A 26,564-nucleotide genomic window follows, 5' to 3' on the forward strand; every position below is an offset into this window, starting at 1 on the left:
TGGTGAAACGCCCGAAGTGTGGGTGAATCACCCGAATGACCCCTTGCCTGCGGTCTTGATCCGGCGCGCGGGTGATCGGCCGGGTGGCGCGCTCGCCGTTGCGGGGGAGACCAGGTTCCGGAGCTGATCGAGGGCGGTCCTGAGGGCTTCCAGCTCGGCGACGCGTTCTGCGTTCCGCTCGGCGACCGCGGCGTTCAGCCCCGCGAAGAACCGCGTGCGGTGTGCGAGGTCCGACTCGATGCGTTGCAGTTCGGCGAACAGGGCGGGCAGCCCGGACCGTTGCGGGGCGAGCAGGCGCATGACGCGGGGCAGGTGCCGGCGTAAGCGGGCCTGTACGACTCCTGCGGTGAAGACCAGCCGGATCAGTGAGAGCGTCACGCCTGCCGCCCTCCGTGGCCGGACTGCCGGTGGCGTCCGCGCAGGACCCGGCAGTCGGTTTCCCTGCTCGCGTCACCCTCGGCTCTGGCGACAGCTTCGGCGAGCTCGAACTCTTCGCACTCCCGGCAGGACCCGTCGTCGCTCGCGTCGCTCTCGCCGGGTGATGGCGGTGATGGCGTAGCGGTGGGGGTCACGGTTCCAGCCTCCTGCGGTTCCGGCTCCGGGCGTTGGCCCGTGCGATCTCAGCGGCAAGAAGCTCCGTGCGATTCGGCGTCCGGACCTGCTCGGGTGCGGCCTCCCACTCGATGCCACCGCTGACCGGCCGCAGTGACCAGTACGAACCGGCCAGCCCCCGGAACTCCCCGGTCCGGTTGCCGTGCCCGGTATCGACCATGAGCGCGCCGAGATCCGGGACGTACGAAGGTTCCTGCCTGTCCGGGGTGCTGTTCTGTGCAGCCACCGCCACTCCTCTCCGTAGTCATTCCACTACCAAGCGGACTCAGCGTGACCTAGAGTCAGAACGCCTTCAACTTGCGTTACGTGTAGAGAGAGTTGAGTGACGGCCGTTGAACAGAAAAGAGCTGGATCCCGAGAAATCCCCGAAGGCGGCGTTCGGACAGCTTCTGCGCAGACTGCGGGATGAGCGCGGTTGGACACAGGACGGACTGGGGGAGCGGACGGGCTGTTCCGGGACGCATATTTCAGCTGTCGAAACTGGTCGCCGCCCTCCAACTCGCCGCTTCGCGGCAAGTGCTGACCGGGCGCTCGGTACGGGGGACCGGCTCCAGCGTCAGAGCCAGGCCGTTCGGCAAACGGCGCTGCTGGAGGGGTTTCCGGAGTACGTCCGGCATGAGGGCCGCGCGGCGGAGATCCGGTTGTACGAAGTGGGCGTGATTCCCGGGCTGCTTCAGACGGTCGAGTACGCGGCAACGCTCGGCGAGAGCACTGTGAAACGTGGCGTCACCACGCCCGACCAGGCGGACGAGCGGATTGCCCTGGTTGCGGAGCGTCAGGCATCGCTGATCCGGACGCCGCCCCCATTGGTCTTCGTGGTACTGGATGAGAGCTGTCTCCGTCGGCCCATCGGGGACAGCGCTGTCATGGACGGTCAGTTCGCCCGGCTGACTGCGTTCGCCGAACTGCCGAACACCGTCCTCCAGGTCGCCCCGTTCGACATGGGGGTCCGCCGCCCGCTCAGCCTGCCGGTAACCGTGCTCACGATGCCGGATCGGTCGCTCATGTCGTACGCCGAGTCGGCCCAACGGGGCCATCTGGAAAGGGAAAGTACGTTCGTGCTGCCCATGCTGACCGCCTACCATCAGCTACAGGCCGAAGCTGTCTCCCAAGCGGCATCCGTGGCCATGATCGACCAGCTGCGAAAGGGCACCCCGTGACGACTGAAACCCCCCGCTGGATCAAGTCCTCGTACAGTGAGAACGGCGGTCAGTGCATCGAGGTCGCGGCCAACCTGGCTGCCCCGCGCGGCGTGGTCCCCGTCCGTGACTCCAAGAACCCGAGCGGTCCGGTTCTGGGCATCCCCGCCACCGCGTTCGCCTGCTTCGTGGCGAGCGTCAGGACCGGAGAGTTCGGCACCGTCTGACCCCCCCCTCGGTCCGGGGCGTACCGGTTCACGGCTGCCTTCGGTGCCGCTCCACACGTGCTGCCCGGCCGGTGGGCCGTGATGCCGGACTTTTCCCGGTGCGGTTGTCCGCCGCCGGGTTTCCACCCGGCGCTCCTGGCCGCCTGGTCGGGAGCGCCGGCTGAGTGCGGGTGAGATGCCGCCGAACCCGCCTGCCCCAGGCGCGAACCGGCCGGAGCGAGGCGGGTGGCGACGGCCTCCGCCCGGCCTCTGGCACCAGTGCGGCCGCATCCGTGCCGCCACCGGTCTGACGTCCGGCCGGGGCGCCTGTCAGTTCGTGCTCCATGGGCGTCGCGGGCTCCGGGCGGGCGCCCCGCCCCGGAGGTGCGCCCCGGCTGCATGCCCGTCGGGGGGCGGGTCAGACCGTGGCGAGCCGGTCCACCAGCAGCTCCACCCTCTGCTCGGTTTCCTCCGGGGGCAGGCGTCCGGACCGGCCCAGGGTCGCGAGGCCGTGCAGGGCCGCCCAGAACACCTCGGTGAACAGCCCCGGTTGGACGTGGTCCCCGGCGACATCGCCGAGGCTCTCCAGTAGCGCGGCGAAGGCGTCCTTGAGCGGTTCCGGGGTGTCCTCCTGCGCGAACGCCAGGCCGCCGTCGAGCTGGAAGATGGCGTCGTAGACCGCCGGGTTGCGTGCGGCGAAGCCGAGGTAGGCGCGGGCGAGGGCGGTGACCCGGGCGCGGGGGCCGTCCACGGCGGAGGTCGCGGCCCGCAGCGCCGCGGCCATCTCGGTGGAGCCCTCCAGGGCGACGGCGCCGATGATCTCCCGCTTGCCGCGGAAGTGGCTGTAGAGGACGGGCTGGCTGTACTCGATGCGCTCGGCGAGCCGGCGGGTGGTGACCGCGTCCCAGCCCTGCTGCTCGGCGAGTTCGCGGGCCGTCGCCACGATGAGGCGCTCGCGGCCCGCCCGTTCACGCTCCTTGCGTTCCTGTACCGACATGACTCGATTCTAGCACCGCTAGACAAGCGATCGGCAGTAGTACTAGCCTTGCTTCATCACCTAGCAACGCTAGATTCCTCGGAGGGATCATCATGCTCGATGCGCTTCAGGTCGTCACCACCGTGGCCTTCGGACTGATGGTGGGGGTGGAGTTCTCCGTCGCCTTCGTCATGAACCCGATCTTCAACGCACTTCCCGAGGACAGCGGTCAGCTCGGCCGCGCCCACGGGGGCCGGATGCTCGGCGCCGTGATGCCGTTCTGGTACATCGGCTCGCTCGTCCTCATCGCGGTCTGGGCCATCGCCGGATGGCACCACGGCGGAACCGGACTCGTCGTCACCGCCGGCGGGCTGCTCATCGTCAGCGTGGTCATGTCGCTCCTGCTGCTCGTCCCGATCAACAACCAGGGCAAGACGTGGACCCCCGAGAACCGGCCCGAGGACTGGAAGGAGCAGATGCACCGCTGGGACCGCTTCCACTACGTCCGCGTCGCCCTCATCATCGCCGCCTTCGCCCTGCTCGTCGCCGCCCTCGTCTGAGCCCGCGGACCGGCACCACAGGACTCGGCAATCCACACGAAGCTCACCGGGCCGACGAAGACCCCAAGGAGAAGAACAGTGTTACTGAAGAAGATCAACACCGTCCTGGCCGCCGCGTTCATCCTCTTCATCCTCTGGTTCGGGACGGATTTCATCCTGAGCCCTGAGACGGCGGCGGCGGGCTTCGGCCTGCCGAGCCCGCCGTCCGGCGACGGTGGCGGCTTCCTGATCATCAAGGGGATCCGCGACGTCGTCCTGGCCCTGGTCCTGGGCATCCTGCTGGTGACGGGCCACCGCCGGGCGCTGGGCTGGGCGCTGCTGGTGGAGTCCCTCGCCGCGTACGGCGACATGACCACCGTGCTGGCCCACCACGGCTCCGTGGCCACCGCGCTCGGCGTCCACTGCCTGACCGCGACGCTGATGGTGGTCAACGGCCTGCTGATCATGCGCGAGACCCGCAAGGCCGTGGCCGCTCCGGCGGCGCCCGCCCTGCAGCCCGCCTGACGCCACCGCCTCGGCGCGTGCCGGTATCCGCCCGCCGGATCGCGGAAGCAAGATGCCGCGTGGGCGCGAGCAGGTCCCGGCAGGCACCTTCGCCCGGTAAGTGCTCTTCTTCGCGGCCGCGTTCCCCCTCAGGGGTCCTCGCACTGTGCCCGTCCGGGGCGCGCGCTCACAGTGCAAGGACCCCTCAGACGTTCTCCGACGGTGCCCGGGGGCGTGGGCCCCCGGCTCACGTAAGCGGCGATTCCCGCGACGGAGACGACGCGGCATCCGATTCAGGTTCTCGGACGGCTCGGCGCCCGGCGGGAGCAACGGTGGCACGCGCTCTGCGCGGGCCACAGGCGTCCCCGCCCCACCCGCGCCGCTGACCGCCCCCGCCACGCGGTACCTTCAGCCCGGACCGGGACGGTCCCCCCCACCCGCCCCACAGAGGAGCACAAGCCGTGACCGTGGAAGCGACAGACGCAGCCGACCCCTTCGGGACGGCCCGCCTGAGGCGCGGCGTGCTCGATGCCTGGGCCACCACCCCCGCCCGCTTCCGCGAGGACGCCAACGCCGAGGAAGACCTCGCGCTGGGCGGCTACCGTGACCGCCTCGTCGTGGAGCTCGCCCAGAACGCCGCCGACGCGGCGGCCCGCGCCGGCGTACCGGGCCGGTTCCGGCTCACGCTGCGGCCGGGCGGGGGAGAGAGCCCGGCTGTGCTCGTCGCCGCCAACACCGGCGCCCCGCTGGACGCCACCGGCGTCGAGTCACTGAGCACGCTCCGCGCTTCGGCCAAGCGCACCGACGCCGACACACACGCCGCGGTCGGCCGCTTCGGGGTCGGGTTCGCAGCCGTCCTCGCGGTGAGCGACGAGCCGGCCGTCGTCGGCCGGCACGGCGGCGTCCGCTGGTCACTCGCCGAGGCCCGCGAGCTGGCGGCCCAGGCGGCCCGCGCCACCCCGGGGCGTCCGCAGGCACCGGAGGACGGCCTCGCCGACGAACTGCGCCGCCGCGAGGGGCACGTACCGCTGCTGCGCCTCCCGCTGCCCGCCGAGGGCACCGCCCCCGACGGGTACGACACCGTCGTCATCCTGCCGCTCCGCGACGGGGGCGCCGAGGCCCTGGCCGAGCGGCTGGTCGCCGCGATCGACGACGCGCTGCTCCTGACCCTGCCCGGCCTGACCGAGATCGTGATCGAGACCCCGGACGGCATCCGCACCCTGAACCGGTCGGAACACGGTGCGTACGTCCACATCGACGACAGCGCGGCGGGTGGCGGGATCCACCGCTGGCGCACCGTCGCCCACCACGGCCCGCTGGAGCGCGCGCTGCTCGCGGACCGCCCCGTCGAGGAACGGCTGCGCCCGCACTGGTCGGTGACCTGGGCCGTCCTGGTCGACGGCGAGGGAGCGCCGGTACGTCCCGGCACCGCTCCCGTCGTTCACGCGCCGACCCCGACCGACGAGCCGCTCGGTGTGCCCGCGCTGCTCATCGCCTCGCTTCCGCTGGACACCGCCCGCCGCCACCCCGCACCCGGACCGCTCACCGACTTCCTCGTGCAGCGGGCGGCGGACGCGTACGCGGAGCTGCTCGGAGGCTGGGAGCCGGTCTCCGTCGCCACCATCGACCTGGTGCCGGGGCCGCTCGGGAAGGGCGAACTGGACGGCGCGCTGCGGGCCGCGATCCTGGAGCGGCTGAACAGGGTGGCGTTCCTCGCGCCCGCCGCGCCGCTTGACGGCACCGGCGGCGGCGCGGCGGCCGGTGAGACGGACGAGCCCGAGGACGAGCGCCGTCACGCTCTGCGCCCCTTCGAGGCCGAAGTCGTCGAGGGCGCGGGCGAGGACACCGTACGGGTGCTGGCCGAAGTGCTGCCGACGCTGCTGCCCGCCGGGCTCGAACGCCGCGCCGAGCTGCGAACGCTGGGCGTGGGCAGGCTGCCGCTCGGCGATGCCATCGACCGCATCGGCGGGGCCGAACGCGAACCGTCCTGGTGGCGCCGGCTGTACGAGACCCTGGCCGGCGTCGACCCGGACCGGCTCGCCGGGCTGCCCGTGCCGCTCGCGTCGGGGCGTACGGCCGTCGGACCCCGGCAGGTCCTGCTGCCGCTGGCCGACACCCCGGCCGATCTGGCCCGCCTCGGCCTGAAGGTCGCCCACCCGGACGCGGCGCACCCGCTCCTGGAGAAGCTGGGCGCCCTGCCCGCCACCCCGCGTGCGGTCCTGACGACCCCGCAGGTACGCGCTGCCGTCGCCGCTTCGATGGACGCAGGGGAGATCTGGTACGACGAGGGGGACGCGGGGGCGCCGGGTGCCGACGAGCTCGCCGACATCGTGCTCGCGCTCGTACGGGAAGCGGATCTGGAGCCGGGCGACGAGCCCTGGCTCGCGGCGCTCGCCCTCCCGGACGAGGACGGCGAAACCGTACCGGCCGGTGAACTGGTCCTGCCCGGAAGCCCGTTCGCAGCGATCATGCGCGAGGGCGAACTGGCCCTGTGCGACGGTGAACTGGCCGAGCGCTGGGGGGAGCAGCCGCTGACCGCCTGCGGTGTGCTCGCCACGTTCGCCCTGGTCCGCACCACGGACGTCGTCCTGGATCCCGATGAACTGGAGCCCCGCGACGGCGACTTCGCCGAGCCCGACGACGCCGGACTCCTCGACGCGGTGGACGTCTGGTGCGAGGACGTGCTGGACCAGCTGCCGCACGGCCCGGTGCCGCCCGTCGCGACGGAGATCGTCGCCGTACGGGATCTGGAGCTGGTCGACGACGACAAGTGGCCGCAGGCCCTCGCCCTGCTCTCCCGCCCGCCGCTGCGGGACGCCCTGACGCAGCCCGTGCGGGTGCTGCTGCCGGACGGGACGACCGAGTCCGTACGCCCGTACACCGCCTGGTGGCTGCGCGGTCACCCGGTGCTCGACGGCCGGCGCCCGGCCGGTCTGCGGGCCGCAGGCGGTGACCCGCTGCTGGCCGGTCTGTACGACGAGGCCGACGCGACCGGTTTTGAGGACGAGCAGGTGCTGCGTGCGCTGGGCGTACGGACGTCCGCTGCCGCACTGCTGGACGAGCCCGGCGGCGCGGCGGAGCTCCTCGACCGGCTCGCCGACCCGGACCGCGAGGTGACGGCACGGCAGCTGCACGCGCTGTACGGGCAGCTGGCCCGGCTGGATCCGGAACAGGTGACGCTTCCCGATGACCTGCGGGCCGTGGTGGACGGCGAGGTGCGGGTGGTGGACGCCGCGGACGGCCTGGTGGCCGACGCCCCCGACCTGCTCCCGCTGACATCCGGCGCCGCGCTGCTCCCGGTGGCCCCCGACCGGGCGGCCGAGCTGGCCGAGCTGCTCCAGGTCGCGCGGCTCAGCGAGAGCGTGGAGGCCGAGGTGACCACGGCGGGGGAGGAGCACCAGGTCCCGGACGCGGTCCGCGCGCTGCTCGGGGCGGGCACTGCGCGTACGTACTTCGAGCACGAGGAGCTGCTGGCGAACGGCGTCGAGCTGGACTGGCACCGGACGCGGGACGGGGTGCTGCACGCGGCCACGCTGGAGGGCGTGGCGGCGGGGCTCGCCTGGGCGGCGGGGCAGTGGCCGCGCCGTTTCGAGGTGGCGGCGCTGATCGAAGACCCGTCCCGGACCGCCGAGCTGGAGCGGGACCGCTGGTTCGACTGAGCCCGCGGGCGGGGTCGCGGGGCAGGGGCAGGACCGGCGTGCGGGGGGCGCCGGTCACCACTCGGTTTCAAAATCTTCACATCCTGTACAACCATTCGCTTCTGCCGCTCGTCTCGTCTGTGGAGCCACCAGGCTTCACAGACCACATGGGCCACGCGGATGGACGAAACCTCCGCTGGTCCCCTTCTCCACATGGGGAACAAAACATGCGCATACGTGCCACCGTGGCCGCCGTTACCGGCGCCCTGGCTCTCTCCGCTCTCGTCGTTCCGGCCGCCGCGCAGGCGGACGGGACCCATGGGGCGGGCCCGACGGCGATCCCCCGCTCCGTGTTCCAGCACGCCGCGCCGTCCGGCGCGAAGGTCCGCACGGCGCTGGTCGCCGGCGACCCGAAGATCAGCAGCGTCACTGTGAACGGCGGCAAGGACATCGTCCTCGGCACCACCGCAGCGAAGACCATCACGGCCACCCTCACCGCCAGCGACGACTCCGGCATTCAGGACGCCATCGTCTACCTCTGGCACGGCGCCAACGTCGACAGCGTCGACGGCTACCTCGGCCCGATTGTGGGCGACGACACCGCGCAGATCGCCAAGTGCACCGCGGCGAGCGCCACCACGTCGACCTGCAAGGTCACCTTCAAGGTGAACCCGCGCTCGCAGAACGACCTGTACAAGAACAGCCTGGCCGGCACGTGGAAGGTCGCCGTAGCCGCACTCGCCAAGGACGGCGGCTCGACCGAGAACGAGGCGTACAAGTCCCAGCACGTGCAGCGCGCGTCGACCCAGTCGGTCAACGCGGCCCCCGAGCCGGTGAAGAAGGGCAAGACCATCACGGTCACCGGCAAGCTGGCCCGCGCCAACTGGGAGACGTACAAGTACGCGGGCTACACCGGTCAGCCCGTCAAGCTGCAGTTCCGCAAGAAGAACAGCAACGCCTACACCACCGTCAAGACGGTGAAGACGAACAGCACCGGCAACCTCAAGACGACCGTCAAGGCCGTCGAGGACGGTTACTGGCGCTACAACTACGCCGGTACGACCACGACTCCGGCAGTCGTCGCCACCGGTGACTTCGTCGACGTGAAGTAACCCCGTTCACGTGACCGGGGTCATTTGATCCCGGTCACGTGACCCCGGTGGGACACAGCGGTGATGTGATCCCGGAGGCCGGGTGAACCGGGCCGCCGGCAGCGGCCCAGGGCTCGGCGGGCGGCCCGGACATCAGCGGGATCAGCTCGGGTGATGGCGGTCCACCCACCGCCACACCAGCTCCACGCCGAGCGACGCGACAGCGGCGATGGCGACACCCAGCCACGGCATGGCAGCCCCCACGAGCTTCAGCGCGAAGAAGTGCTGGAGCGCGGGGACGACCATGACCAGCAGGAACGCCGCGGCCATCGCCAGCACGAGGCAGACCCGCCACCAGGTGTACGGGCGGGCGATGATCGCCAGGACCCACATCGAGACCAGGAAGAGCGTCAGGGTCGCGACGCTCGTCTCGGCGTCCAGGGACCCGGCCCCCACGTAGTAGTGGCGGGCGATCAGATACGCCACGAAGGTGGCGGCCCCCGCGATGGCGCCGCACGGGATCGAGTACCGCAGCACCCGCCTTACGAAGTGGGGCTTCGCCCGCTCCTTGTTGGGGGCGAGGGCCAGGAAGAAGGCCGGGATGCCGATCGTCAGGGTGGAGAGCATGGTCAAGTGCCGCGGCAGGAACGGGTACTCGATCTGGAAACAGGACACCAGGATGGCCAGCAGTACCGAGTAGACCGTCTTCACCAGGAAGAGCGTCGCCACCCGCGTGACGTTCCCGATGACCCGCCTGCCCTCGGCGACGACCGAGGGCAGCGTCGCGAAACTGTTGTTGAGCAGCACGATCTGTGCGACGGCGCGGGTGGCCTCCGAGCCCGAACCCATGCTCACGCCGACGTCGGCGTCCTTCAGGGCCAGTACGTCGTTGACGCCGTCCCCGGTCATGGCGACCGTGTGGCCGCGGGACTGGAGCGCCGCGACCATGTCGCGCTTCTGCTGCGGCGAGACCCGGCCGAAGACCGAGTGGGAGTCCAGCGAGTCCGCCATCTCCTCCTGGTCCGTGGGGAGCTGCCGGGCATCGATGGTGTCCGCCGCGCCGGCCAGGCCGAGCTTCGCGGCCACCGCCCCCACCGACACCGCGTTGTCGCCCGAGATCACTTTGGCGGCGACGCTCTGGTCGGCGAAGTACGCCAGGGTCTCGGCCGCCTCGGGCCGCAGCCGCTGTTCGAGCACCACCAGCGCGGTGGGCCGCGCACCGGCCGCCCTCGCGTCCCTGCCGCCCTCGCCGCCGCTGTCGTCGTCCAGATCGCCGGCGGCCCGCGCGAGGAGCAGTACCCGCAGCCCCTCCTCGTTGAGCCGGCCCACCTCCTGGAGCGCCGGGTCCTTTTCGGGCAGCAGCACATCGGGGGCGCCGAGCAGCCAGGCCGACGTCGTGCCGCCGCCCTCACCGAAGGCCGCCCCGCTGTACTTGCGGGCCGACGAGAAGGGCAGGGCCTGGGTGCAGCGCCAGCCCGAGCTGTCCGGGTAGGTGTCGACGATCGCCTGGAGGCTCGCGTTGGGCCGCGGGTCCGAAGCGCCGAACGCGCCGAGCACCTGACGTACGTACGACTCGTCCGCATCGCCCAGCATCCGCAGCCCGGAGACGTTCATCCCGCCCTCGGTGAGCGTCCCCGTCTTGTCCAGGCAGACCACGTCGACCCGGGCCAGCCCCTCGATCGCGGGGAGCTCCTGCACGAGGCACTGCTTGCGGCCGAGCCGGATGACACCGATCGCGAAGGCGATCGAGGTGAGCAGGACCAGCCCCTCGGGGATCATCGGGGTGATGCCGCCGACGGTCCTGGCGATGGAGTCCTTGAGGTCGTGCCGCTCGTGGACCAGCTGGCTGACGATCAGTCCCGCAGCGGTCGGGACCATCATCCAGGTCACGTACTTGAGGATGGTGGAGATACCGCTGCGGAGCTCGGAGTGGACGAGCGTGAAGCGGGAGGCCTCGTCGGCGAGCTGCGCCGCGTAGGCCTCGCGGCCGACCCGGGTCGCGGTGAACGCCCCGCCGCCCGCGACGACGAAGCTGCCGGACATCATCGGGTCGCCGGGCTTCTTGTGGACCGGCTCGGCCTCGCCGGTGAGCAGCGACTCGTCGATCTCCAGGCCCTCGGCCTCGACGGTCTCCCCGTCTACGACCACCTTGTCGCCGGGGCCCAGTTCGATGAGGTCGCCGAGGACGAGCTCGGACGTGGAGACCTCCGCCGATGCCCCGTCGCGCCGTACGGCCGGTTTGGCCTCGCCGATCACCGCGAGTCCGTCGAGGGTCTTCTTGGCGCGGTGCTCCTGGACGATGCCGATGCCGGTGTTGGCGATGATCACGAAGCCGAAGAGGCTGTCCTGGATCGGCGCGACGAACAGCATGATCACCCAGAGCACGCCGATGATCGCGTTGAACCGGGTGAAGACGTTGGCCCGGACGATGTCGGCTGTGGACCGGCTGGACCGTACGGGCACATCGTTGACCTCGCCCCTGGCCACCCGTTCGGCCACTTCGGCGGTGGTCAGTCCCGTCGCGCGGGCCGGGTGCGGCGGCTCGACGGGATGGACGGGGTCGAGTTCGGACCCCGCGTCGATATACCGCCCTTGCGTCATGGATCCGACGTTAAGGCCAGAACCACACGTTTACCCGGTGAGATACGGGAAGATCGGCCCCGGGGATGAGGCGGAACAGGACGGTGCTCGTCCTGTGGCCGTACGGACCCGCCCAGGGGCCCGGAGGGGAAGTCGGTCCAGGACCGGCGCCGCCGGCCGGAGGCGCGCCCTACGCGGGGCCGGACGTGGTGCCCGCCGCCGGACCGGCCTCGGCCGCCGCGCGCTTGAGGGCCGCGTCGCGCCCCCGTACGTACCAGATCCCGATGAGTCCGAGCGCGGCACCGGCCGCGCAGGTCCAGAGCCACCACAGGTGCCCGTGGTCGTCGAACCAGCCGTAGAACGGCAACTGCACGAGGAAGAGGACGAACCAGATGATCGTGCCGCCGGTGACAGTGGCGACGACGGGCCCCTCCAGGGGGTCGGGTGCCTCGTGTGCTGGTGTCCACTTCGCCATGGCCGACAGTCTATGCGGGGGAGGGGGAGGCGCTGCCAGGTCAGGTGGCTCAAGGGTCTACGCGCGGAGATAGCGATCTTCGGCCTATGTATTCATACTGAAACGGCTTTCGATTGGCTCGTTCCTTTCGTTTAAACGTCCAAATATGGCCGTTTCTCATCACATGACACTTGAGGTCGCGCGCATGTCATCCTCGGCCCCCGCTCCGGTCGACGCTGTTCCACCAACGCCACCCGGCGGCGGGCCGCAGAACGGCTTCGACCGCTACTTCAGGATCACCGAGCGCGGCTCCAGCATCGCCCGGGAGATCCGCGGCGGCTTCGCGACCTTCTTCGCGATGGCCTACATCATCGTGCTGAACCCGATCATCCTGGGCAGCGCGCACGACATGAACGGGCACCAGCTGGGCGGCGGCCAGCTCGTCACCGCCACCGTGCTGACCGCCGCCTTCTCCACGCTGCTGATGGGCGTCATCGGCAATGTGCCGATCGCCCTGGCGGCCGGACTCGGTGTGAACACGGTCGTGGCCCTCCAGCTCGCGCCCCGGATGACCTGGCCGGACGCGATGGGCATGGTCGTCCTGGCGGGCATCGTCGTGATGCTGCTCGTCGCCACCGGGCTGCGGGAGCGCGTGATGAACGCCGTGCCGCTCAGCCTGCGCAAGGGCATCGCGATCGGCATCGGCTTCTTCATCCTGCTGATCGGCCTGGTCGACTCGGGCTTCGTCTCGCGCGTCCCCGACAACGCGCACACCACGGTCCCGCTGCAGCTCGGCTCCGACGGGCATCTGCACGGCTGGCCGGTCCTGATCTTCGTGGTCGGCGTGCTCCTGACGCTGGCGCTGATCGTCCGCAAGGTCTCCGGCGCGATCCTGATCTCCATCGTCGCGATGACGATCGCCGCGATGATCGTCGACGCCGTCGCCACGGTCCCCAGCTGGGGCCTGACCACCCCGCACTGGCCGGGTAACCCGGTGGCTTCCCCGGACTTCGGTCTGGTCGGTCAGGTCAGTCTGTTCGGCGGTTTCCACAAGGTCGGCGTGCTGACCGGCATCCTGTTCGTCTTCACCGTGCTTCTCTCGTCGTTCTTCGACGCCATGGGGACGATCCTCGGTGTCGGCGACGAGGCGAAGCTGACGAAGCCCGACGGCACCTTCCCCGGCATCAACAAGGTGCTGTTCGTCGACGGCATCGCGGTCGCGGCGGGCGGTGCGACCTCCTCATCCGCCAACACCTGCTTCGTGGAGTCCACGGCGGGGGTCGGGGAGGGTGCCCGTACGGGTCTGGCGAGCGTGGTGACGGGCCTGCTCTTCACGGTGGCGCTGTTCCTCACCCCGGTGGCGACCATGGTCCCCTCGCAGGCGGCCACCCCGGCGCTGCTGGCGGTGGGCTTCCTGATCCTGGCGGGTTCGGTCAGGGACATCGACTGGTCCGACTTCACCGTCGCCATCCCGGCGTTCCTCGCGATGGTGATGATGCCGTTCACGTACTCGATCACCAACGGGATCGGGGTCGGCTTCATCTCGTTCACCGTCCTGCGGATCGCCGTCGGGCGCTGGCGCGAGGTGCCGGCGGCGATGTACATCGTGTCGCTGGTCTTCGTCTTCTACTACGCGATGCCGGCCCTCGGCCTCACGTGATGCCCGGTCCGCTTCGGTAAGGGCGTCCGCGGTAAGGGCGTTCGCGGTAAGGGCGTTCGCGGTGGGGGCCTCTACGTACGCCCGTAGAACTTCTCCGTCTCGTCGACCGCGGACTGGAACCGCTCGTCGAAGTCGTCGCGAATGAGCGTCCGGACCACGTAGTCCTGGACGCTCATTCCGCGTTTGGCCGCGTGATTCCGGAGACGGGTGAGCAGCTCCCCGTCTATGCGCAGGCTGAGCACGTTCGATCCCATGCCGGACAGCGTTGCGGGACGGGGCGCCGCCGCGCGTCACTTTCGCGCCTCATCTCACTCGTATGGGTGATCTCACTCACGGCATGGCATACCGAGTTGTTCTTTAGCATAGGTAATGAGTTACGCTAACGAACATGCCTGACCTTTCGCCCGACGACAAGGCTGCCGCCGTCGACTCACTGCGCTCCACCGTGATGCGCCTGAGCCGTCGTCTCAAGCACCAGCGCGTCGACGAGTCCCTGAGTCCGACCGAGATGTCGGTTCTCGCGACCCTCGCCCGCTGCGGCTCCGCCACCCCCGGCGAGCTGGCCCGCAAGGAGCATGTGCAGCCGCCCTCGATGACCCGCATCGTGGCGCTCCTGGAGGCCAAGGGCCTGGTCAGGCTGGAACCGCACCCCGACGACCGCAGACAGAAGGTCGTCAGCCAGACCGAGGAGGCGCAGGCGATGCTCGTGGAGAGCCGGCGCCGACGCAACGTCTGGCTGGCCGAGCTGGCCGAGGGGCTCAACGAGGACGACTGGGTGAAGCTGCGCGCTGCCGCCCCCGTCCTGGAGAAGCTCGCCCAGCTCTGACCCCCGTAAGCGGTCATCCAGGTGACCTTGTCTACGCCCAGGAGGCGACCACTGTTGAGTTCGGGACCCGGAGCAGACTCCGCCCCCGCACCGCAAGAAACTGCTACCCGGACTTCGATGTTCAGCTCGTTGAAGATCCGTAATTACCGGCTGTTCGCCACCGGTGCCGTCGTATCCAATACGGGCACCTGGATGGCACGCATCACCCAGGACTGGCTGGTCCTGAGCATCACGGGATCGTCTGCCGCCGTCGGCATCACCACGGCCATGCAGTTCCTGCCGATGCTGCTCTTCGGTCTGTACGGCGGCGTCATCGCCGACCGTTTCCCGAAGCGGAAGCTGCTCTTCTGCACTCAGGGCGCGATGAGCATCGGCGGTCTGTTCCTCGCCGCGATGACCCTCACCGGCAACGTCGAGGTCTGGCACGTCTATGTGACCGCCTTCTTCACCGGCCTGGTCACGGTCATCGACAACCCGACCCGGCAGTCCTTCGTGTCCGAGATGGTCGGCCCGGACCAGGTCCGCAACGCCGTCAGCCTGAACTCGGCGAACTTCCAGTCCGCCCGCCTCATCGGCCCCGCCGTCGCGAGTGGACTCACCGCGGCTGTCGGCCCCGGCTGGGCCTTCCTCGCCAACGGCCTCTCGTTCCTGGCCCCGCTCACCGGACTGCTGCTGATGCGCAGCAGCGAACTGCACCACACCTTCCGCACCCCACGCGGCAAGGGCCAGCTCCGCGAGGGCCTGAACTACGTCTCCAAGCACCCCGATCTGATCTGGCCGATCGTCCTGGTCGGCTTCGTGGGGACCTTCGGATTCAACTTCCCGATCTGGCTCAGCGCGTTCGCCAACAACACGTTCCACGGCGGCGTCGGGATGTACGGCCTCTTCAACACGCTGATGGCGGTCGGCTCGCTGGTCGGAGCACTGCTCGCGGCCCGGCGCGGCACGTCCCGGCTGCGCATCCTGGTCGGAGCCGCGATCGTCTTCGGCACTCTCCAGGCCATCACCGCCTGGTCCCCGTCGATCTGGATGTTCGTCCCGCTCATCACCGTGATCGGCATCCTCGGCCTGACGGTCAACGTGACAGCCAACTCCTCGGTGCAGATGGGCACCGAACCGGAGATGCGGGGCCGGGTGATGAGCCTGTTCATGATGGTCTTCACCGGCGGTACGCCGCTGGGCGGCCCGCTCTTCGGCTGGCTCACGGACACGTACGGCGTCCGGGTCAGCTTCACGCTGGGCGGCGCGATCTGCGCGCTGGCAGCGATGGGCGTCGGCCTGATGCTGGCCCGCGCGGCCAACCTCCGCCTGGAGGTCGACCTCAGGCGTGGCCGCCGCCACGTGGGTTTCGTACCACGTGAACAGCTCACCACGGCGGCGTGAGCGAGAACGGCGCCTCAGGTGATTTCACCGGCGGGCCGGGGCGGACAGCTCCGGCCCGCCGGTGCTGTTTCCGGTCCTGGGTTCAGTCGCGGGGGAGTCAGTCGCGGGGGAAGCCGCCGGTCTCCAGGGTGAGGCCGACGGCTGTTCCGGTCAGGTCGACGGGGTAGCCGAAGTCGAGGGTCACGGTGCCGTGGTACTCGTCGTCCTTCGGCAGAGTGTGGAGCTGCCACCTGCCGGTGTACGGGTCGGCGATGACGTACACCGGGACGCCGGCGGTGGCGTAGGTGGCCTTCTTGGGCCCGTAGTCGTTGGCGGCGGTGTTCTTGGAGATCACCTCGGCCACGAACTCGATGTCCTGGTATCGCCAGTGGCCCTTCTCGTCCTTGGTGGCCCCCTCCACGAGAGCTACGACGTCCGAGGCGAAGCCGTTCAGCAGCCCGGGGAAGTCGATGCGGACGTCGGACTTCACCCGCTGGCGGGGGTAGACGGCGCGGAGCTGCTCGACGATATCCAGGATGATGTCCCAGTGCGTGTCCCGCTGCGGTGACATGAAAATGTTCCCCCCGACGATCTCGACCTTGAATCCCTCGGGGGTCGGCTCAAGCCACTCGAACATCGAGTCCAGAGTGCGCTCGTCGCTGGTGTCGGCCATCTCGATCCTGTCGTCGACGACGGTCATCGTGGCGCTCCTCCCCACTGCCGCAAGGTGCGGGCAGTCGCGCGGTACAACGATACGCACGGTGACCGGGATACGCCGGGAACGGGCCGGGGCGGACAGCTCCGGCCCGCCGGTGCTGTTTCCGGTCCTGGGTTCACTCGCGCGGGAGTCAGTCGCGGGGGAAGCCGCCGGTCTCCAGGGTGAGGCCGACGGCTGTTCCGGTCAGGTCGACGGGGTAGCCGAAGTCGAGGGTCACGGTGCCGTGGTACTCGTCGTCCTTCGGATATGTGAAGACGTGGCAGACGCCCGTGTACGGGTCGGCGATCAGATAGACGGGGACTCCGGCTGCGGCGTACGCGGCCTTCTTCGGGCCGTAGTCGTTGGTGGCCGTGCCCTCGGAGATCACCTCGGCGATCAGCTCGACATCCTGGTACCGCCAGCGGCCCCGGGCGTCCTTCGCCGCGTCGGCCCGCAGCTTGGCCACGTCGGGGGCGAAGCCGTTCAGATGGCCGGGGAAGTCGATCCGGACGTCGGACGTGACCTTGACGTCCATTCCGAACGTGTCCTCCAGCGCCCGCACGATCCTGCGGATGATCTGCCAGTGCGCGTCCCGCTGCGGCGACATGTGGATTGTTCCCCCGACAATCTCGACGTGGTAGCCCTCGGGGACGGACTTCACCTGCTCGAAGAGCAGGTCCAGACTGTCGGCTGCCATCTCGATCCTGTCGTCGACGACGGTCATCGTGGCGCTCCTCCCCACTGCCGCGTTCTCGCATGCAGTCGCGCGGTACAACGATACGCACGGTGACCGGGATACGCCGGGAACGGGCCGGCACCGGCCCGCCACCCGCGACACTGGTCCGCATGAGGCTCTTCGCGGCACTGCTGCCCCCGCAGGATGCGGCCCTTCAGCTCGGTGCGCCGGTCGACCGGGCGCGGGCGCTGCCCGGCGCCGACCGGCTCCGCTGGACCGAGCGTTCCGGCTGGCACTTCACGCTCGCCTTCCTGGGGGAAGTGGACGACGGCCTCGTCCCGGCCCTGGAGGAGCGGCTCGCGCTCACCGCCCGGGAGCACGCGCCCTTCACGCTGCGCGTCGCGGGAGGCGGCCGGTTCGGGGACCGGGCGGTGTGGGCGGGCGCCGCCGGGGGCGTCACACAGGTGGGGCGGCTGGCTGCCGGGGTGGAGGCGGCGGTGCGGGAGGTGGGCGTACCGATGGAGCGCGAGCATTCCTACGTGCCGCATCTCACCCTCGCCCGCGGAGACGGCGGGACCGGCCTCGGACCGTACGCGGAGACCCTGGCCGGGTTCGAGAGCAGCCCCTGGACCGTGCGGGAGCTGGTTCTCGTGCGGAGCGGGTCGCGGCCCCGGTACGAGGTGGTCGCCGCCTGGCCGCTGGGGCCCGGCAAGTAACCTCGGAGCGTGGACCCGAAAACCAGGAACCGGATCATGGCCGGTGTGCTTGTGCTGCTGTTCGTCGTCGTCGCCGTGGCGGCCGCCGTCGGACAGTGACGGCGGCCGCCCGCGGCTGACCGCGACGGCGGGCGGTCTTCCCGCCCGCCGTCGTACGCGTCTACCAGGCGAACGCCTCCGGCGAGGGGCCCGGACCGGGGAAGATCTCGTCAAGCCCGGACAGCACGGCCTCCGGCAGCTCCAGTTCGATCGCGCGCAGCGCCGAATCCAGCTGTTCCGCGGTGCGCGGGCCGACGATCGGACCCGTCACGCCCGGCCGGGTCAGCAGCCAGGCCAGACCGGCTTCACCCGGCTCGAGACCGTGCTTGTCGAGCAGGTCCTCGTACGCCTGGATCTTCGCCCGTACGGCCTGGTCGGCGAGCGCGTCCGCCGAGCGGCCCGACGAGCTGCGCCCGGTGCTGCCGTCCCGCTCCTTGCGGATCGCTCCGCCGAGCAGCCCGCCGTGCAGCGGCGACCACGGGATGACCCCCAGGCCGTAATCCTGCGCGGCGGGGATGACCTCCATCTCCGCGCGGCGCTCCATCAGGTTGTAGATGCACTGCTCGCTGACGAGCCCGACCGAGCCGCGGCGCGCGGCCAGTTCGTTCGCCTGCGCGATCTTGTAGCCGGGGAAGTTCGACGAGCCCGCGTAAAGGATCTTGCCCTGCTGGATCAGGACGTCGATCGCCTGCCAGATCTCCTCGAACGGGGTGTTCCGGTCGACGTGGTGGAACTGGTACAGGTCGATGTGATCCGTCTGGAGCCGCTTCAGCGAAGCCTCGACGGAACGGCGGATGTTGACCGCCGAGAGCTTGTCGTGGTTGGGCCACGCCTCGGCGGTGGCGGCCATGTTCCCGTACATCTTGGTGGCGAGCACGACCTTGTCGCGCCGCTCGCCGCCCTTGGCGAACCAGGTGCCGAGGATCTCCTCGGTGCGCCCCTTGTTCTCGCCGAAGCCGTAGACATTGGCCGTGTCGAAGAAGTTGACGCCCGCGGCGAGCGCGGAATCCATGATCGTGTGGCTGTCGGCCTCGGTCGTCTGCGGCCCGAAGTTCATCGTGCCGAGGACCAGTCGGCTGACCTTGAGTCCGGTGCGTCCAAGCTGCGTGTACTTCATGGGGCTCAGCCAACCCGTTGGAGTGCGCTCGAATCAAGGACGCGCGGGCCATCCGGGGAGGAGGTGCTGACACCCGGTCGTTGGGCCCGACCGGATGGAGCTCCGGGTGGCGGGCATCGGGCCGCCGGGAGCGCGGCTCGCTGGTCGCCTCCCGCAACGGGGGTGGACGAAAGGCCCGCAGGGCGTGCTCGCGATGCTCGCGACGACGCCCGGACCGAGGTGGGCAGGGTGGTTTGGCATGGCAGAAAGCAATGCGGAACCGGCAGGACGCGACCGTGATCAGCTGTGGCGGGGAGGCGGCTTCGTCATTCTGCTGTTACTCGTGGGGGCGGCCATGGGCGCCGCGGCGGAGTCCGGGATGCCGGTGTGGGCGGCGGTGGCGGTCTGTGCCGTCGCGCTGGCTGTCCTCATCGGCTATGTGACGGTGTGGCTACGGAACGCACGGCGCGGTCTCGCCGACCGGGCCGGGGTGGAACAGGGGCAGCTGCGCCCGCTCGCCAAGGACATACAGCGGGAGCGGATCCCCGACGACGAGAGCACCCGGGAGTCCATGCGCCGCCTGGTGGGGGAACAGCGCCGTCAGCTCGCGCGCCAACGACGGCTGTACCGCTGGCTCGTTCCCATGCTGATCGTGGTGTACGGGTTCAACGTGGTCGTCCAGTTACTCACGCACGGATCGCTGACGGCGGTGCTGGGGTGGCTGGCGATCGGAGCGCTGGTCACAGGGTCGTTGTTTGCCGGTCCCCGTCGGACGGGGCGCAGGCTGAACCGGATGGCGGCGCGGCTGGAGCAGCCGGGTGCGGGGCGTCCGGACTGACGCGCTCGGCCGCTTCAGAGCGCCGGCTGTTGCGGCGCGGTCCGCAGGACTTCCTTCGCGTGGGCGCTCCACACGCGGAGGGTGTCCGTCACGGGTATGGAGCCGGGTGAGAGGAGGGAGTCACGGCGGTGGAGGACGGTCTTCCCCTCCGGCTCGCGGTACCGGTCCTGCCAGCGCACCAGTTCATCCGGGTTCAAGGTGGTCTGTTCCGGGTCGGCATGCAGGAGCCGGTCCACCTGTCCCGCGAGGCTGAGGAACTCGTGGTACAGGGTGCTGCGCTCTTCGGCCTTCCCCATGCTTTCCTCACAGTTGAATCAGTGAACTCGCATTCTGTTCACACTATCCGCACATGGGTTCGGCTCGGAGGCCGGGCTATCGCTCACGGCCCTCAGGCGCGCGGTGAGCGTTCGGGGCACCCGTCCGGGCCCCGCGTGGTGACGGCGTGCGGGAGGAAGGCGGTCCAGGTGCCGGGGGAGACGGTGAGGGCGGGACGGGTGGTGTCCTTGGAGTCCCGGATGTGGACGGCGGCGGGGGCGGCGGCTATCTCCACGCATTCGCCCTGCTCGGCGCTGTAGCTGCTCTTGAACCAGTCCAGCGTGCTGCTCATAGCGATTGAGTCACCTCTTCGACGAGCTTCGCCGACTCTTCGGGGGTGAGAGCCTGAGCCCGCAGAATGCCATATTTGCCAAACAGGTGCCCGACGGCAGGTTGTTCGCTTACGAAGTAGCCGCCGCCTTGTCCTTCCACGTAGGCAAGCTGGGGATATTCGGCTGTCTCCAGCAGGATCATGGGTCCCGCCAGGCCTGCATGAGCCATTCTCCGGTGTGGCATCACCTGAATCTGGACATTCCGCAGTCGGCCCATCTCGATTACGTGGAACAGTTGCTCTTTGAGGACCTGGTCTCCACCGAGCGGGCGGGTGAGTGCGGATTGCTCAAGTACGAACCCGACGACCGGCAGGGGCTTTCGGCTGAAGAGTTCCTGGCGCATGAGTCGCGTTGACACCTGCACTTCGATCTCTTCATCGTCCAGGGGCGGGCAATAGTTGCAGTCGAAGATCGCCCGTGCGTAGGCGCCGGTCTGGAGCAGGCCGGGGATCACGTGGTTCGCGTACGTGTGCAGGGCGCTTGCGGTTCGCTCTCGCTCTGCGTACTCCTCGGTCCACTGCGGCAGATGGCCGATGCGCAACTCTTTGGCGACCGCGAGAAGTGCACCCTGTGCACTTGTGGCGTCGTCCGCCATCGCCACGAACTGCCCCGAGGGGGACGCTCACCACGCTCCACCATCGCTACTTGGGACTTTGAGTACCCCACTCTCAGTGCCAACGCATCCTGCGACATACAGGCTCGCTCGCGGTGGAAACGCAGCAACGAGCCGAACATCTTCGCGTTGCCGGAGCCTCGTTCACTGGAGTGCACAACATCCTCCTCGGGTGCACAGACGTGCACGGTCACCCTGTGGCCCTGGTCACATTGAACCCCGCTGCGGAAAAGTCGGGTCCATGAACAGCGAAACTGCTCCCACCTGGATTCCCGCCACAGGCCACGCCCTGCGGCACGCCGGTATTCACTTCGACGCCGTACGCGTCGAAGGCATCGTCGGCGAACAAGTGGCGTACGAAATTATGCAGTTCACGGACTTCGACGCCGGGCCGATCGTGCGGGAGGCCACCGGTTCGCGATGCATGTATTTCCTGTTGCCCCCGCGAACCGCCGCCGCGTACCGGTGGCGTTCCGGGGTGCGGGCGCTGACGCGGCACTCGGGGTGGACGGCGTTCGTCGGCGTTCCCGCGCTGGAGGGTTTCACCTGGCCGCTGGACTGGCAGTCCCGGCCGACGCTCCAAGCGCCGTTCGTGGCACCGGACTTGTTGCACGAAATGGTCGGACGCGTCCTGGATGCTGTACGGTGACCGCGTCATCACGCTCCGTAGAAGCGTGGCGGTCCCCGGAGGTGCTACCAACACCACCCGAGGACCTTCACCACCGACTGGATCAGAGGTCCAACGGGATGCTTCGGCATGCTATCGCGCCCATGCGGCGCTACACCAAGGCTTCGCACGACGTCGTACGGCATCAGGTGCTGAACAGCGACGCGAAGATTCTCCTGCTCTACGTACAGGGCCTCCCGGACGGCGAACTCGGCCGGCCGCTCAGCGCGTACGCACTCAAGCTGGGTATCAAGGGCCGCGCGTACCAGCGGGTCAAGCAATCCCTCTCCGCCTGCGGCTACTTGCACGAGTGGCGGTGGCAGGGCGAGCGCGGGCGATGGGTCACCGAGCAGCTGCTCACGACCGTCGTGTTGACGCGGGACGAGGCGAGCGGCGTACGGGACGGAGCGGCGCCGCCGCCGGGCCGGGGTGCGGGGGACCAGCCCGTGTGCCATCGGGCTGCCCGCCCCCAGCCTGTGACCGAGGAGCCTGCTCGCCCCCAGCCTGCGCGCGAGCAGTCTGCGAGGGTCCAGCCCGCGCGCGACCAGCCCGCGAGCGTGGCCGAACAGGGCCCGAGCGGGCGCCGTCCGCATGAGCAGTCACCGAGTGCGCGGTCTCCGGCCGTCGGTGGGCCGGGGCGCCGGAGAGCCGGTGGCTCTTACCGGGAAGAACAATTACTGAAGAAGAACCTTCCCCACCCCCCACCCGAAGCGCAGCAGCCCCGGACGCCGGAATCGCTGTCCGCCGAGCGGGTGTTGCTGTCGCTGCGCGGGACGTCCCACGATCTGCATCTCGGCGTACGGGAGGCGCGTCAGCTCGCGGAGGCGGCGGCGGAATGGCTGCGCCGAGGCGTGTCGGCGGGTGAGCTGCGCGGTGCGCTGACGGCAGGGCTGCCTCCGGGTGGCATCCGTTCGGCGGTCGGGTTCCTGCGGCACCGGCTGGCGGTGAAACTGCCTGACCCGGAGGCCCGCCCCGATACCGGGGATGGGCCACGGGCCGCCGGTCTGTTCGTGTGCCGGGGGCCCGGCGACGAGCATGTGTTCCGGCCAGTGGGGGACGAGGCCCACTGCCGCCGGTGCCGGACCGTGGGCGAGAGCCGGCCTCAAGGACCGGCGGTACGGGGCACGCCCTGGCGGGCGAGGGTGGCGGCGGTGAATGGCTGAGGCGCGTTCGCAGCGTGCCCACGCGACACGGCGGCTGGCTGAGTGGTGGACTCCCCTATCGTGTGGCCATGTCACCCACCTCCGTCCTCCTCGTCATCGACATGCAGAACGCCACCGTGGCCATCGCGCACCGGGCGGCCGAGACCGTCACCGTGATCGCAGGGCTCCGCCAACGGGCCCTTGCGGCAGGTGTGCCGGTCGTGATGGTTCAGGACCAGGGCGAGGGGACGCAGGCCGGTACCGACGTCTGGCAGATCGTTCCCGAACTCGCCCCCGTATCAGGGGAGTCGGTCGTACAGAAGACCAGCCCGGACAGCTTCCTGGGTACCGGTCTGGACGCGAGCTTGAAAGCGATGGGAGCCACCGAGGTGATCGTCACCGGGTTCGCGACCGAGATCTGTGTGGACACCACGGCACGGCAGGCACTGAGCCACGGGTATGACGTTGTCCTGGTCGCGGACGGGCACACCACCTCCGTACGGCCCGAATCCGATGCGGGAGCCTACGCCTCGCCCGGCCGGTCGATCGCACATCACAACGAGATCTTCCGGCACCTCGGCTTCCCGGGGCGGAGCGTGCGGGTGCTGGCCGCGGCCGAGGTCGAGTTCAGCGGTCGCTGAGGCTGGGTGCTGTGCTCAACGGTGGTCGCCGGTGAGCGCGGCGAGCAGCTCGGGATCGGAGCGGATCTCGGCTGTGTGCTGCCAGGTGATAAGTAGTTGGGTGACCCATGACTTCGAAACTAGGGCCTGTGTGGGGTAGTGATCACTCGATCGTCGGTGTGAGGTCGTTGACAGATCATGGAGGCCCGGGGACGGAGCCCGGCGTCAGACGCCAGACCCGGAAGCGGCCGTAGACGGTGGGGCAAGGACCGAACTGCTCGGGCATCTCCCGCCACTGGGCGCCGGGCCGGAAGCGTTAGATGACTCCCTCCAACTGCTTCCTGCAGTCTCGCCGGGTAGGGACCGTACTCGCCGACCGGCACGTACTGCTTGATGAGTTCCCATTGGTCGTACCGGAGCTGTCGGCGCGTCACACCGGCGTTCTGCCGTGACCCGCCCCGCCCCGGTACGGCAGCGGAATGCAGATATTGATCAAGACCTCACACAGGCGCCTAAGCCCGCGCCGGAACGGTTGAACGCAACAGATGCTCTCTTCCTTCCGGCGCCGGAGGGAAGAGAGCATTGCCATGCAAAGTACCACCGGCGAATGTGAGTTGGCGGTGAAGCTACTTAACGGACCTGGTTACGTCACGACGGGGCGTCTGACGAGGCCCAGGGAGTTCAGGCCTGGAAAGTCGGGTGGTTGTACATCCGCGCCTCAGCCGCGGGCACCTTATCGGGCTGGCCCTTGATTGCAGCATCAACGACGGGCAGAAGCTTCTCAACCTGGCCCACCAACCTCTTGTGTCGGCCATTGAGCTCCATATGCCAGGCTCTGGCGTTCTTCCCTACCCAGACCTTGTCTCCGCCCACGTCAGCCGTCGGCTTCTTCAAAGCCGCCCGGAACGCATCGACTTGCTTGGCCAGGTCGGAGCGCAGGCGTACAAGGTCCGCCTTACGTGGATTTGGCACCTTCGGTTCAGATTGAGTCACGGTTCCCCCTATTTGCCAACTCATCGTGCAACACGTTTACCAAGACTCTACCAACAACTCTTCGTGTCGGCAGGGTTACATTGCGTGCGACTGTTACGCGCCCATAATCTGGGCCAATGACCTCGGCAGCAGCACCACAAGAGACGCCAGACCCTCGAGCGAGGACGAATGTAGCTGTAGCTACTCTCGAGCGGGGAAAGCCCCATGCGTTGGCGATCGACATGACAGAGGCCCTTCTCAATGATTGATCCCAACTTCTCCGGGATCAATCCCGACAACCTCCAACACACCATCAATAACCTGGTCTCGGGCAGCAAGACGCTGCACGGTGGCAAAGCGACGTACATGAGCAGGTTCCAGAATCTCGGGCTCGACACGAGTCATCTCGCCGAGATGGAGCGAATCGCCACTTGGGTGGACGACCAACTCCCCATGCTGCGTCGACGCCACACGCTGGCAGTAGCAATGGAATCCGATGGGGACACGAAGAGCAAGCACGATCGCTCTACGATGGTCCAGATCCCGGAACCCGTTATAAGCGCCACCCAGGCACAAGTAAATGGCAAGGAACTTGCCGACGAATTCAACGGAAACATCAGTGGCGATGCCAAAGCAGGGCAGAAATATCATGACCTCGCCAAACAGCTGGCCGAGCATAAGGACGATCCTGACTACTGTTCGGCGTTCTACGCCAGTCTCAACCCGCCAGGCCAGGCCGAAAACATACCCAGTCTGCTCGTCGCGACCGGTAGCTCCACTGCAGCCGAAGACCTCAAGGGATTCAGCGAGGCTCTCGGTACAGCGATAAGTACCGACAATCCGGCTCCCGGCTTCAACAAGGTCAAGAAGCTGTACCTCAACCCAGCCCCTAAGGGAGACTATTCCCTGGGGTGGGACCGCGCCGCAATGCTGCGATACGGTCATTTCCCGTCGACCTTTCTTGCCAAGGCGACCCGTGCCAACGTCCTTGACCAACTGGCGAAGAACAAGAACCAAGACTTCCGGGGAGGTGCGGACAAGGAAAGAGCACTGCACCTGCCCGAGGACACTGTTGCCCTGAATCTCGCAATCCTTGGCAACAACGGGCGGGCAGCCTTTGACGCCATCGCGCAAATGGGCGACCCGGACAACCCGGATCTGCAGGGCCACCTCAAGCTACTCATGGAATACGGTCATTCAGACTTCGATGTGCAGACCGCACTCGGACAGGCCATTGATGCCGGCGCCGGAGTGCGCGGTCACACCGACGCGAACGGTGCCTGGAATGTCGAAACCACCGCCCACACCCCATACGAGAACACCTTCGCGTTCGCTGCGATCCAGGCTGCCGGGCACAGCGAGGTCCTTGACTTCGACAGGCACTTCAAGCAGGACATGGGCCGGATGGCTGCCTCATACGCTCCGGAGATGCTGACCGGCGGGCACAACGTACACGAGGACGTCGGCGACTCATCCATGGACGAACCAGTCCCGTACGACAAAGTTCCCGGCGTGAATCCCGGGTTTTACCTCAGTCCACAGGACACCTACAGGTTCATGAAGACGTTCGCCGATGACGACGCCATGTCCGCTCCCTTTGATGCGGCCATGGGGAAACTGCAGCACGACGTGCTGGTGAAGAGCGCGAAGATCGATCACGACGCGATAGCCGAGGGTAAGCAAGATCCGGGCAGTTTCGGCAATGCGGCTAAGTTCTTCGGTAGTACTCAACGCTTCGAATACGCTGCTCAGCTGAAGATCCGCGGTGAGATGGACGAGTCGGAGGAAGCATTCAGGGAGCACCTCAAACAGGCAGCCGTTCTTGGCTCAGAGTTGGTCGGCGAACCCGAGCTTGGGGCTGCAGCGACGATGGCTTGGCGAGGCGGCATGTTCGCGCTCAAGGAGTATGGCGGGGGCGCATACGTCGAATCTGGCGCTGACAGAGCGGAAGAGGTCAAGGAAAAGGACCTTGAGACTGTCCTCCAGTCCAGGTACACGATGACTTCAACGCTCGCCGAAGGGGGGTGGAGTACGACGCCCATCCCAGCGGATTTGAAGGGCGAGGACGGAAAGCTGAAGCCCTACGAAGAAATCGTTGCACAGCACAAGACCGAGGCGCTCGAAACTTGGATGAATGATCAGCGTGACGGGGCCGTCCCATTCCATAAGAAAGAGGACGACGCGGCTGCTCTTCTCACGAACAGGGAGGCTGACCCCTATGTGGAAGAAGTAGACGGGGAATAGCCGCTGGGTT

Annotated in this window: 29 protein-coding genes and 2 pseudogenes; 15 read left to right on the forward strand and 16 right to left on the reverse strand. The window is 68.6% G+C overall.

Annotation, left to right across the window (positions count from 1 at the left end):
* Window positions 1-27 precede the first annotated feature (27 nt).
* From OG584_RS19710 to OG584_RS19720, 3 genes are read right to left on the reverse strand one after another with little or no spacing between them, the layout of a single operon-like run.
* Window positions 28-378 (reverse strand): hypothetical protein, encoded by a 351-nt coding sequence (locus OG584_RS19710; RefSeq protein WP_405779566.1) that lies wholly within the window; start codon window positions 376-378, stop codon window positions 28-30.
* Window positions 375-572, reverse strand: coding sequence for a hypothetical protein (locus OG584_RS19715; protein ID WP_405779568.1), 198 nt, complete (start codon window positions 570-572; stop codon window positions 375-377). Before OG584_RS19715 ends, OG584_RS19710 begins: the two co-directional genes overlap by 4 nt.
* Window positions 569-838 carry a hypothetical protein gene (locus tag OG584_RS19720; RefSeq protein WP_405779570.1) on the reverse strand — a complete coding sequence of 90 codons (270 nt, stop codon included), beginning with the start codon at window positions 836-838 and terminating at the stop codon, window positions 569-571. The genes OG584_RS19715 and OG584_RS19720 overlap by 4 nt, the downstream gene beginning before the upstream one ends.
* 106 nt (window positions 839-944) lie before the next feature.
* On the opposite strand from OG584_RS19720, the gene OG584_RS19725 reads away from it, so the two are divergent.
* Both OG584_RS19725 and OG584_RS19730 read left to right on the forward strand, forming a co-directional pair.
* A complete protein-coding gene (locus OG584_RS19725) occupies window positions 945-1,772 on the forward strand; it encodes a helix-turn-helix domain-containing protein (RefSeq protein ID WP_405779572.1) in 828 nt (275 codons plus the stop codon).
* Window positions 1,769-1,978, forward strand: a complete 210-nt coding sequence (locus OG584_RS19730) for a DUF397 domain-containing protein (RefSeq protein WP_405779574.1) — start codon at window positions 1,769-1,771, stop codon at window positions 1,976-1,978. The genes OG584_RS19725 and OG584_RS19730 overlap by 4 nt, the downstream gene beginning before the upstream one ends.
* A gap of 397 nt (window positions 1,979-2,375) precedes the next feature.
* Here the strand turns inward: OG584_RS19730 and OG584_RS19735 are convergent, their stop codons facing one another.
* A complete protein-coding gene (locus tag OG584_RS19735; RefSeq protein WP_405779575.1) occupies window positions 2,376-2,954 on the reverse strand; it encodes a TetR/AcrR family transcriptional regulator in 579 nt (192 codons plus the stop codon).
* A gap of 92 nt (window positions 2,955-3,046) precedes the next feature.
* On the opposite strand from OG584_RS19735, the gene OG584_RS19740 reads away from it, so the two are divergent.
* From OG584_RS19740 to OG584_RS19755, 4 genes are all read left to right on the forward strand, one after another.
* The gene (locus tag OG584_RS19740) at window positions 3,047-3,493 is read left to right on the forward strand and encodes a DUF1772 domain-containing protein (RefSeq protein ID WP_405779577.1); all 447 of its coding nucleotides are present in this window, start codon (window positions 3,047-3,049) and stop codon (window positions 3,491-3,493) included.
* Between the two features lie 78 nt (window positions 3,494-3,571).
* Complete coding sequence (locus OG584_RS19745) at window positions 3,572-3,997, forward strand: DUF4267 domain-containing protein (RefSeq protein WP_405779579.1); 426 nt, start codon at window positions 3,572-3,574, stop codon at window positions 3,995-3,997.
* A 446-nt stretch (window positions 3,998-4,443) separates the two neighbouring features.
* The gene (locus OG584_RS19750) at window positions 4,444-7,635 is read left to right on the forward strand and encodes a sacsin N-terminal ATP-binding-like domain-containing protein (RefSeq protein ID WP_405779581.1); all 3,192 of its coding nucleotides are present in this window, start codon (window positions 4,444-4,446) and stop codon (window positions 7,633-7,635) included.
* Window positions 7,636-7,841: 206 nt separating this feature from the next.
* Window positions 7,842-8,726 carry a DUF5707 domain-containing protein gene (locus tag OG584_RS19755; protein WP_405779583.1) on the forward strand — a complete coding sequence of 295 codons (885 nt, stop codon included), beginning with the start codon at window positions 7,842-7,844 and terminating at the stop codon, window positions 8,724-8,726.
* Between the two features lie 141 nt (window positions 8,727-8,867).
* Here the strand turns inward: OG584_RS19755 and OG584_RS19760 are convergent, their stop codons facing one another.
* Complete coding sequence (locus OG584_RS19760; RefSeq protein WP_405779584.1) at window positions 8,868-11,306, reverse strand: cation-translocating P-type ATPase; 2,439 nt, start codon at window positions 11,304-11,306, stop codon at window positions 8,868-8,870.
* 169 nt (window positions 11,307-11,475) lie between these two features.
* Complete coding sequence (locus OG584_RS19765) at window positions 11,476-11,760, reverse strand: DUF2530 domain-containing protein (protein ID WP_405779586.1); 285 nt, start codon at window positions 11,758-11,760, stop codon at window positions 11,476-11,478.
* 184 nt (window positions 11,761-11,944) lie between these two features.
* Here OG584_RS19765 and OG584_RS19770 point away from each other — a divergent pair, with 184 nt between their 5' ends.
* On the forward strand, window positions 11,945-13,399 hold the full coding sequence (locus OG584_RS19770) for an NCS2 family permease (RefSeq protein ID WP_405779588.1): 1,455 nt from the start codon (window positions 11,945-11,947) through the stop codon (window positions 13,397-13,399).
* Between the two features lie 71 nt (window positions 13,400-13,470).
* On the opposite strand, the gene OG584_RS19775 is transcribed toward OG584_RS19770, so the two are convergent.
* Window positions 13,471-13,653, reverse strand: coding sequence for a ribbon-helix-helix protein, CopG family (locus tag OG584_RS19775; RefSeq protein ID WP_405779589.1), 183 nt, complete (start codon window positions 13,651-13,653; stop codon window positions 13,471-13,473).
* Between the two features lie 134 nt (window positions 13,654-13,787).
* On the opposite strand from OG584_RS19775, the gene OG584_RS19780 reads away from it, so the two are divergent.
* Both OG584_RS19780 and OG584_RS19785 read left to right on the forward strand, forming a co-directional pair.
* Complete coding sequence (locus OG584_RS19780) at window positions 13,788-14,225, forward strand: MarR family winged helix-turn-helix transcriptional regulator (protein ID WP_405779590.1); 438 nt, start codon at window positions 13,788-13,790, stop codon at window positions 14,223-14,225.
* 54 nt (window positions 14,226-14,279) lie between these two features.
* Window positions 14,280-15,608, forward strand: coding sequence for an MFS transporter (locus tag OG584_RS19785; RefSeq protein ID WP_405779591.1), 1,329 nt, complete (start codon window positions 14,280-14,282; stop codon window positions 15,606-15,608).
* A 97-nt stretch (window positions 15,609-15,705) separates the two neighbouring features.
* Here the strand turns inward: OG584_RS19785 and OG584_RS19790 are convergent, their stop codons facing one another.
* Together OG584_RS19790 and OG584_RS19795 are read right to left on the reverse strand one after the other, a co-directional pair.
* Complete coding sequence (locus OG584_RS19790) at window positions 15,706-16,287, reverse strand: Uma2 family endonuclease (RefSeq protein ID WP_405779593.1); 582 nt, start codon at window positions 16,285-16,287, stop codon at window positions 15,706-15,708.
* Window positions 16,288-16,435: 148 nt separating this feature from the next.
* A complete protein-coding gene (locus tag OG584_RS19795; protein WP_405779595.1) occupies window positions 16,436-17,008 on the reverse strand; it encodes a Uma2 family endonuclease in 573 nt (190 codons plus the stop codon).
* Window positions 17,009-17,130: 122 nt separating this feature from the next.
* Between OG584_RS19795 and thpR the strand changes: the two genes are divergently transcribed.
* Window positions 17,131-17,676 carry an RNA 2',3'-cyclic phosphodiesterase gene (gene thpR / locus OG584_RS19800; protein WP_405779597.1) on the forward strand — a complete coding sequence of 182 codons (546 nt, stop codon included), beginning with the start codon at window positions 17,131-17,133 and terminating at the stop codon, window positions 17,674-17,676.
* A 160-nt stretch (window positions 17,677-17,836) separates the two neighbouring features.
* Here thpR and OG584_RS19805 read toward each other — a convergent pair whose 3' ends face one another.
* Window positions 17,837-18,832: an aldo/keto reductase gene (locus OG584_RS19805; RefSeq protein ID WP_405779599.1), complete on the reverse strand. Its 996-nt coding sequence runs from the start codon at window positions 18,830-18,832 to the stop codon at window positions 17,837-17,839.
* A gap of 238 nt (window positions 18,833-19,070) precedes the next feature.
* Between OG584_RS19805 and OG584_RS19810 the strand changes: the two genes are divergently transcribed.
* The gene (locus OG584_RS19810) at window positions 19,071-19,649 is read left to right on the forward strand and encodes a hypothetical protein (protein ID WP_405779601.1); all 579 of its coding nucleotides are present in this window, start codon (window positions 19,071-19,073) and stop codon (window positions 19,647-19,649) included.
* Between the two features lie 14 nt (window positions 19,650-19,663).
* On the opposite strand, the gene OG584_RS19815 is transcribed toward OG584_RS19810, so the two are convergent.
* The 4 genes and pseudogenes from OG584_RS19815 to OG584_RS19830 all read right to left on the reverse strand — a co-directional run.
* Complete coding sequence (locus OG584_RS19815; RefSeq protein ID WP_405779603.1) at window positions 19,664-19,945, reverse strand: hypothetical protein; 282 nt, start codon at window positions 19,943-19,945, stop codon at window positions 19,664-19,666.
* Window positions 19,946-20,037: 92 nt separating this feature from the next.
* Window positions 20,038-20,256, reverse strand: coding sequence for a DUF397 domain-containing protein (locus OG584_RS19820; RefSeq protein ID WP_405779604.1), 219 nt, complete (start codon window positions 20,254-20,256; stop codon window positions 20,038-20,040).
* On the reverse strand, window positions 20,253-20,891 hold the full coding sequence (locus OG584_RS19825) for a DUF5753 domain-containing protein (protein WP_405779606.1): 639 nt from the start codon (window positions 20,889-20,891) through the stop codon (window positions 20,253-20,255). The genes OG584_RS19820 and OG584_RS19825 overlap by 4 nt, the downstream gene beginning before the upstream one ends.
* Before the next feature lie 59 nt (window positions 20,892-20,950).
* A pseudogene (locus OG584_RS19830) lies at window positions 20,951-21,031 on the reverse strand (transcriptional regulator); the annotation flags it as partial.
* A gap of 119 nt (window positions 21,032-21,150) precedes the next feature.
* Between OG584_RS19830 and OG584_RS19835 the strand changes: the two are divergent.
* The 3 genes from OG584_RS19835 (at window position 21,151) to OG584_RS19845 (ending at window position 23,359) form a co-directional block, all read left to right on the forward strand.
* Window positions 21,151-21,558: a hypothetical protein gene (locus OG584_RS19835; protein WP_405779608.1), complete on the forward strand. Its 408-nt coding sequence runs from the start codon at window positions 21,151-21,153 to the stop codon at window positions 21,556-21,558.
* A 122-nt stretch (window positions 21,559-21,680) separates the two neighbouring features.
* The gene (locus tag OG584_RS19840; protein ID WP_405779610.1) at window positions 21,681-22,739 is read left to right on the forward strand and encodes a hypothetical protein; all 1,059 of its coding nucleotides are present in this window, start codon (window positions 21,681-21,683) and stop codon (window positions 22,737-22,739) included.
* 68 nt (window positions 22,740-22,807) lie between these two features.
* The gene (locus OG584_RS19845; protein ID WP_405779612.1) at window positions 22,808-23,359 is read left to right on the forward strand and encodes an isochorismatase family cysteine hydrolase; all 552 of its coding nucleotides are present in this window, start codon (window positions 22,808-22,810) and stop codon (window positions 23,357-23,359) included.
* Window positions 23,360-23,567: 208 nt separating this feature from the next.
* Here OG584_RS19845 and OG584_RS19850 read toward each other — a convergent pair.
* Both OG584_RS19850 and OG584_RS19855 read right to left on the reverse strand, forming a co-directional pair.
* Window positions 23,568-23,772 (reverse strand): annotated as a pseudogene (locus OG584_RS19850) (transposase); the annotation flags it as partial.
* A 247-nt stretch (window positions 23,773-24,019) separates the two neighbouring features.
* A complete protein-coding gene (locus tag OG584_RS19855; protein ID WP_405779614.1) occupies window positions 24,020-24,331 on the reverse strand; it encodes a hypothetical protein in 312 nt (103 codons plus the stop codon).
* A 240-nt stretch (window positions 24,332-24,571) separates the two neighbouring features.
* Between OG584_RS19855 and OG584_RS19860 the strand changes: the two genes are divergently transcribed.
* Window positions 24,572-26,554 (forward strand): hypothetical protein, encoded by a 1,983-nt coding sequence (locus OG584_RS19860; protein ID WP_405779616.1) that lies wholly within the window; start codon window positions 24,572-24,574, stop codon window positions 26,552-26,554.
* Window positions 26,555-26,564 lie beyond the last annotated feature (10 nt).

This window comes from Streptomyces sp. NBC_00859, from assembly GCF_045161865.1.
Taxonomy (GTDB): Bacteria; Actinomycetota; Actinomycetes; order Streptomycetales; family Streptomycetaceae; genus Streptomyces.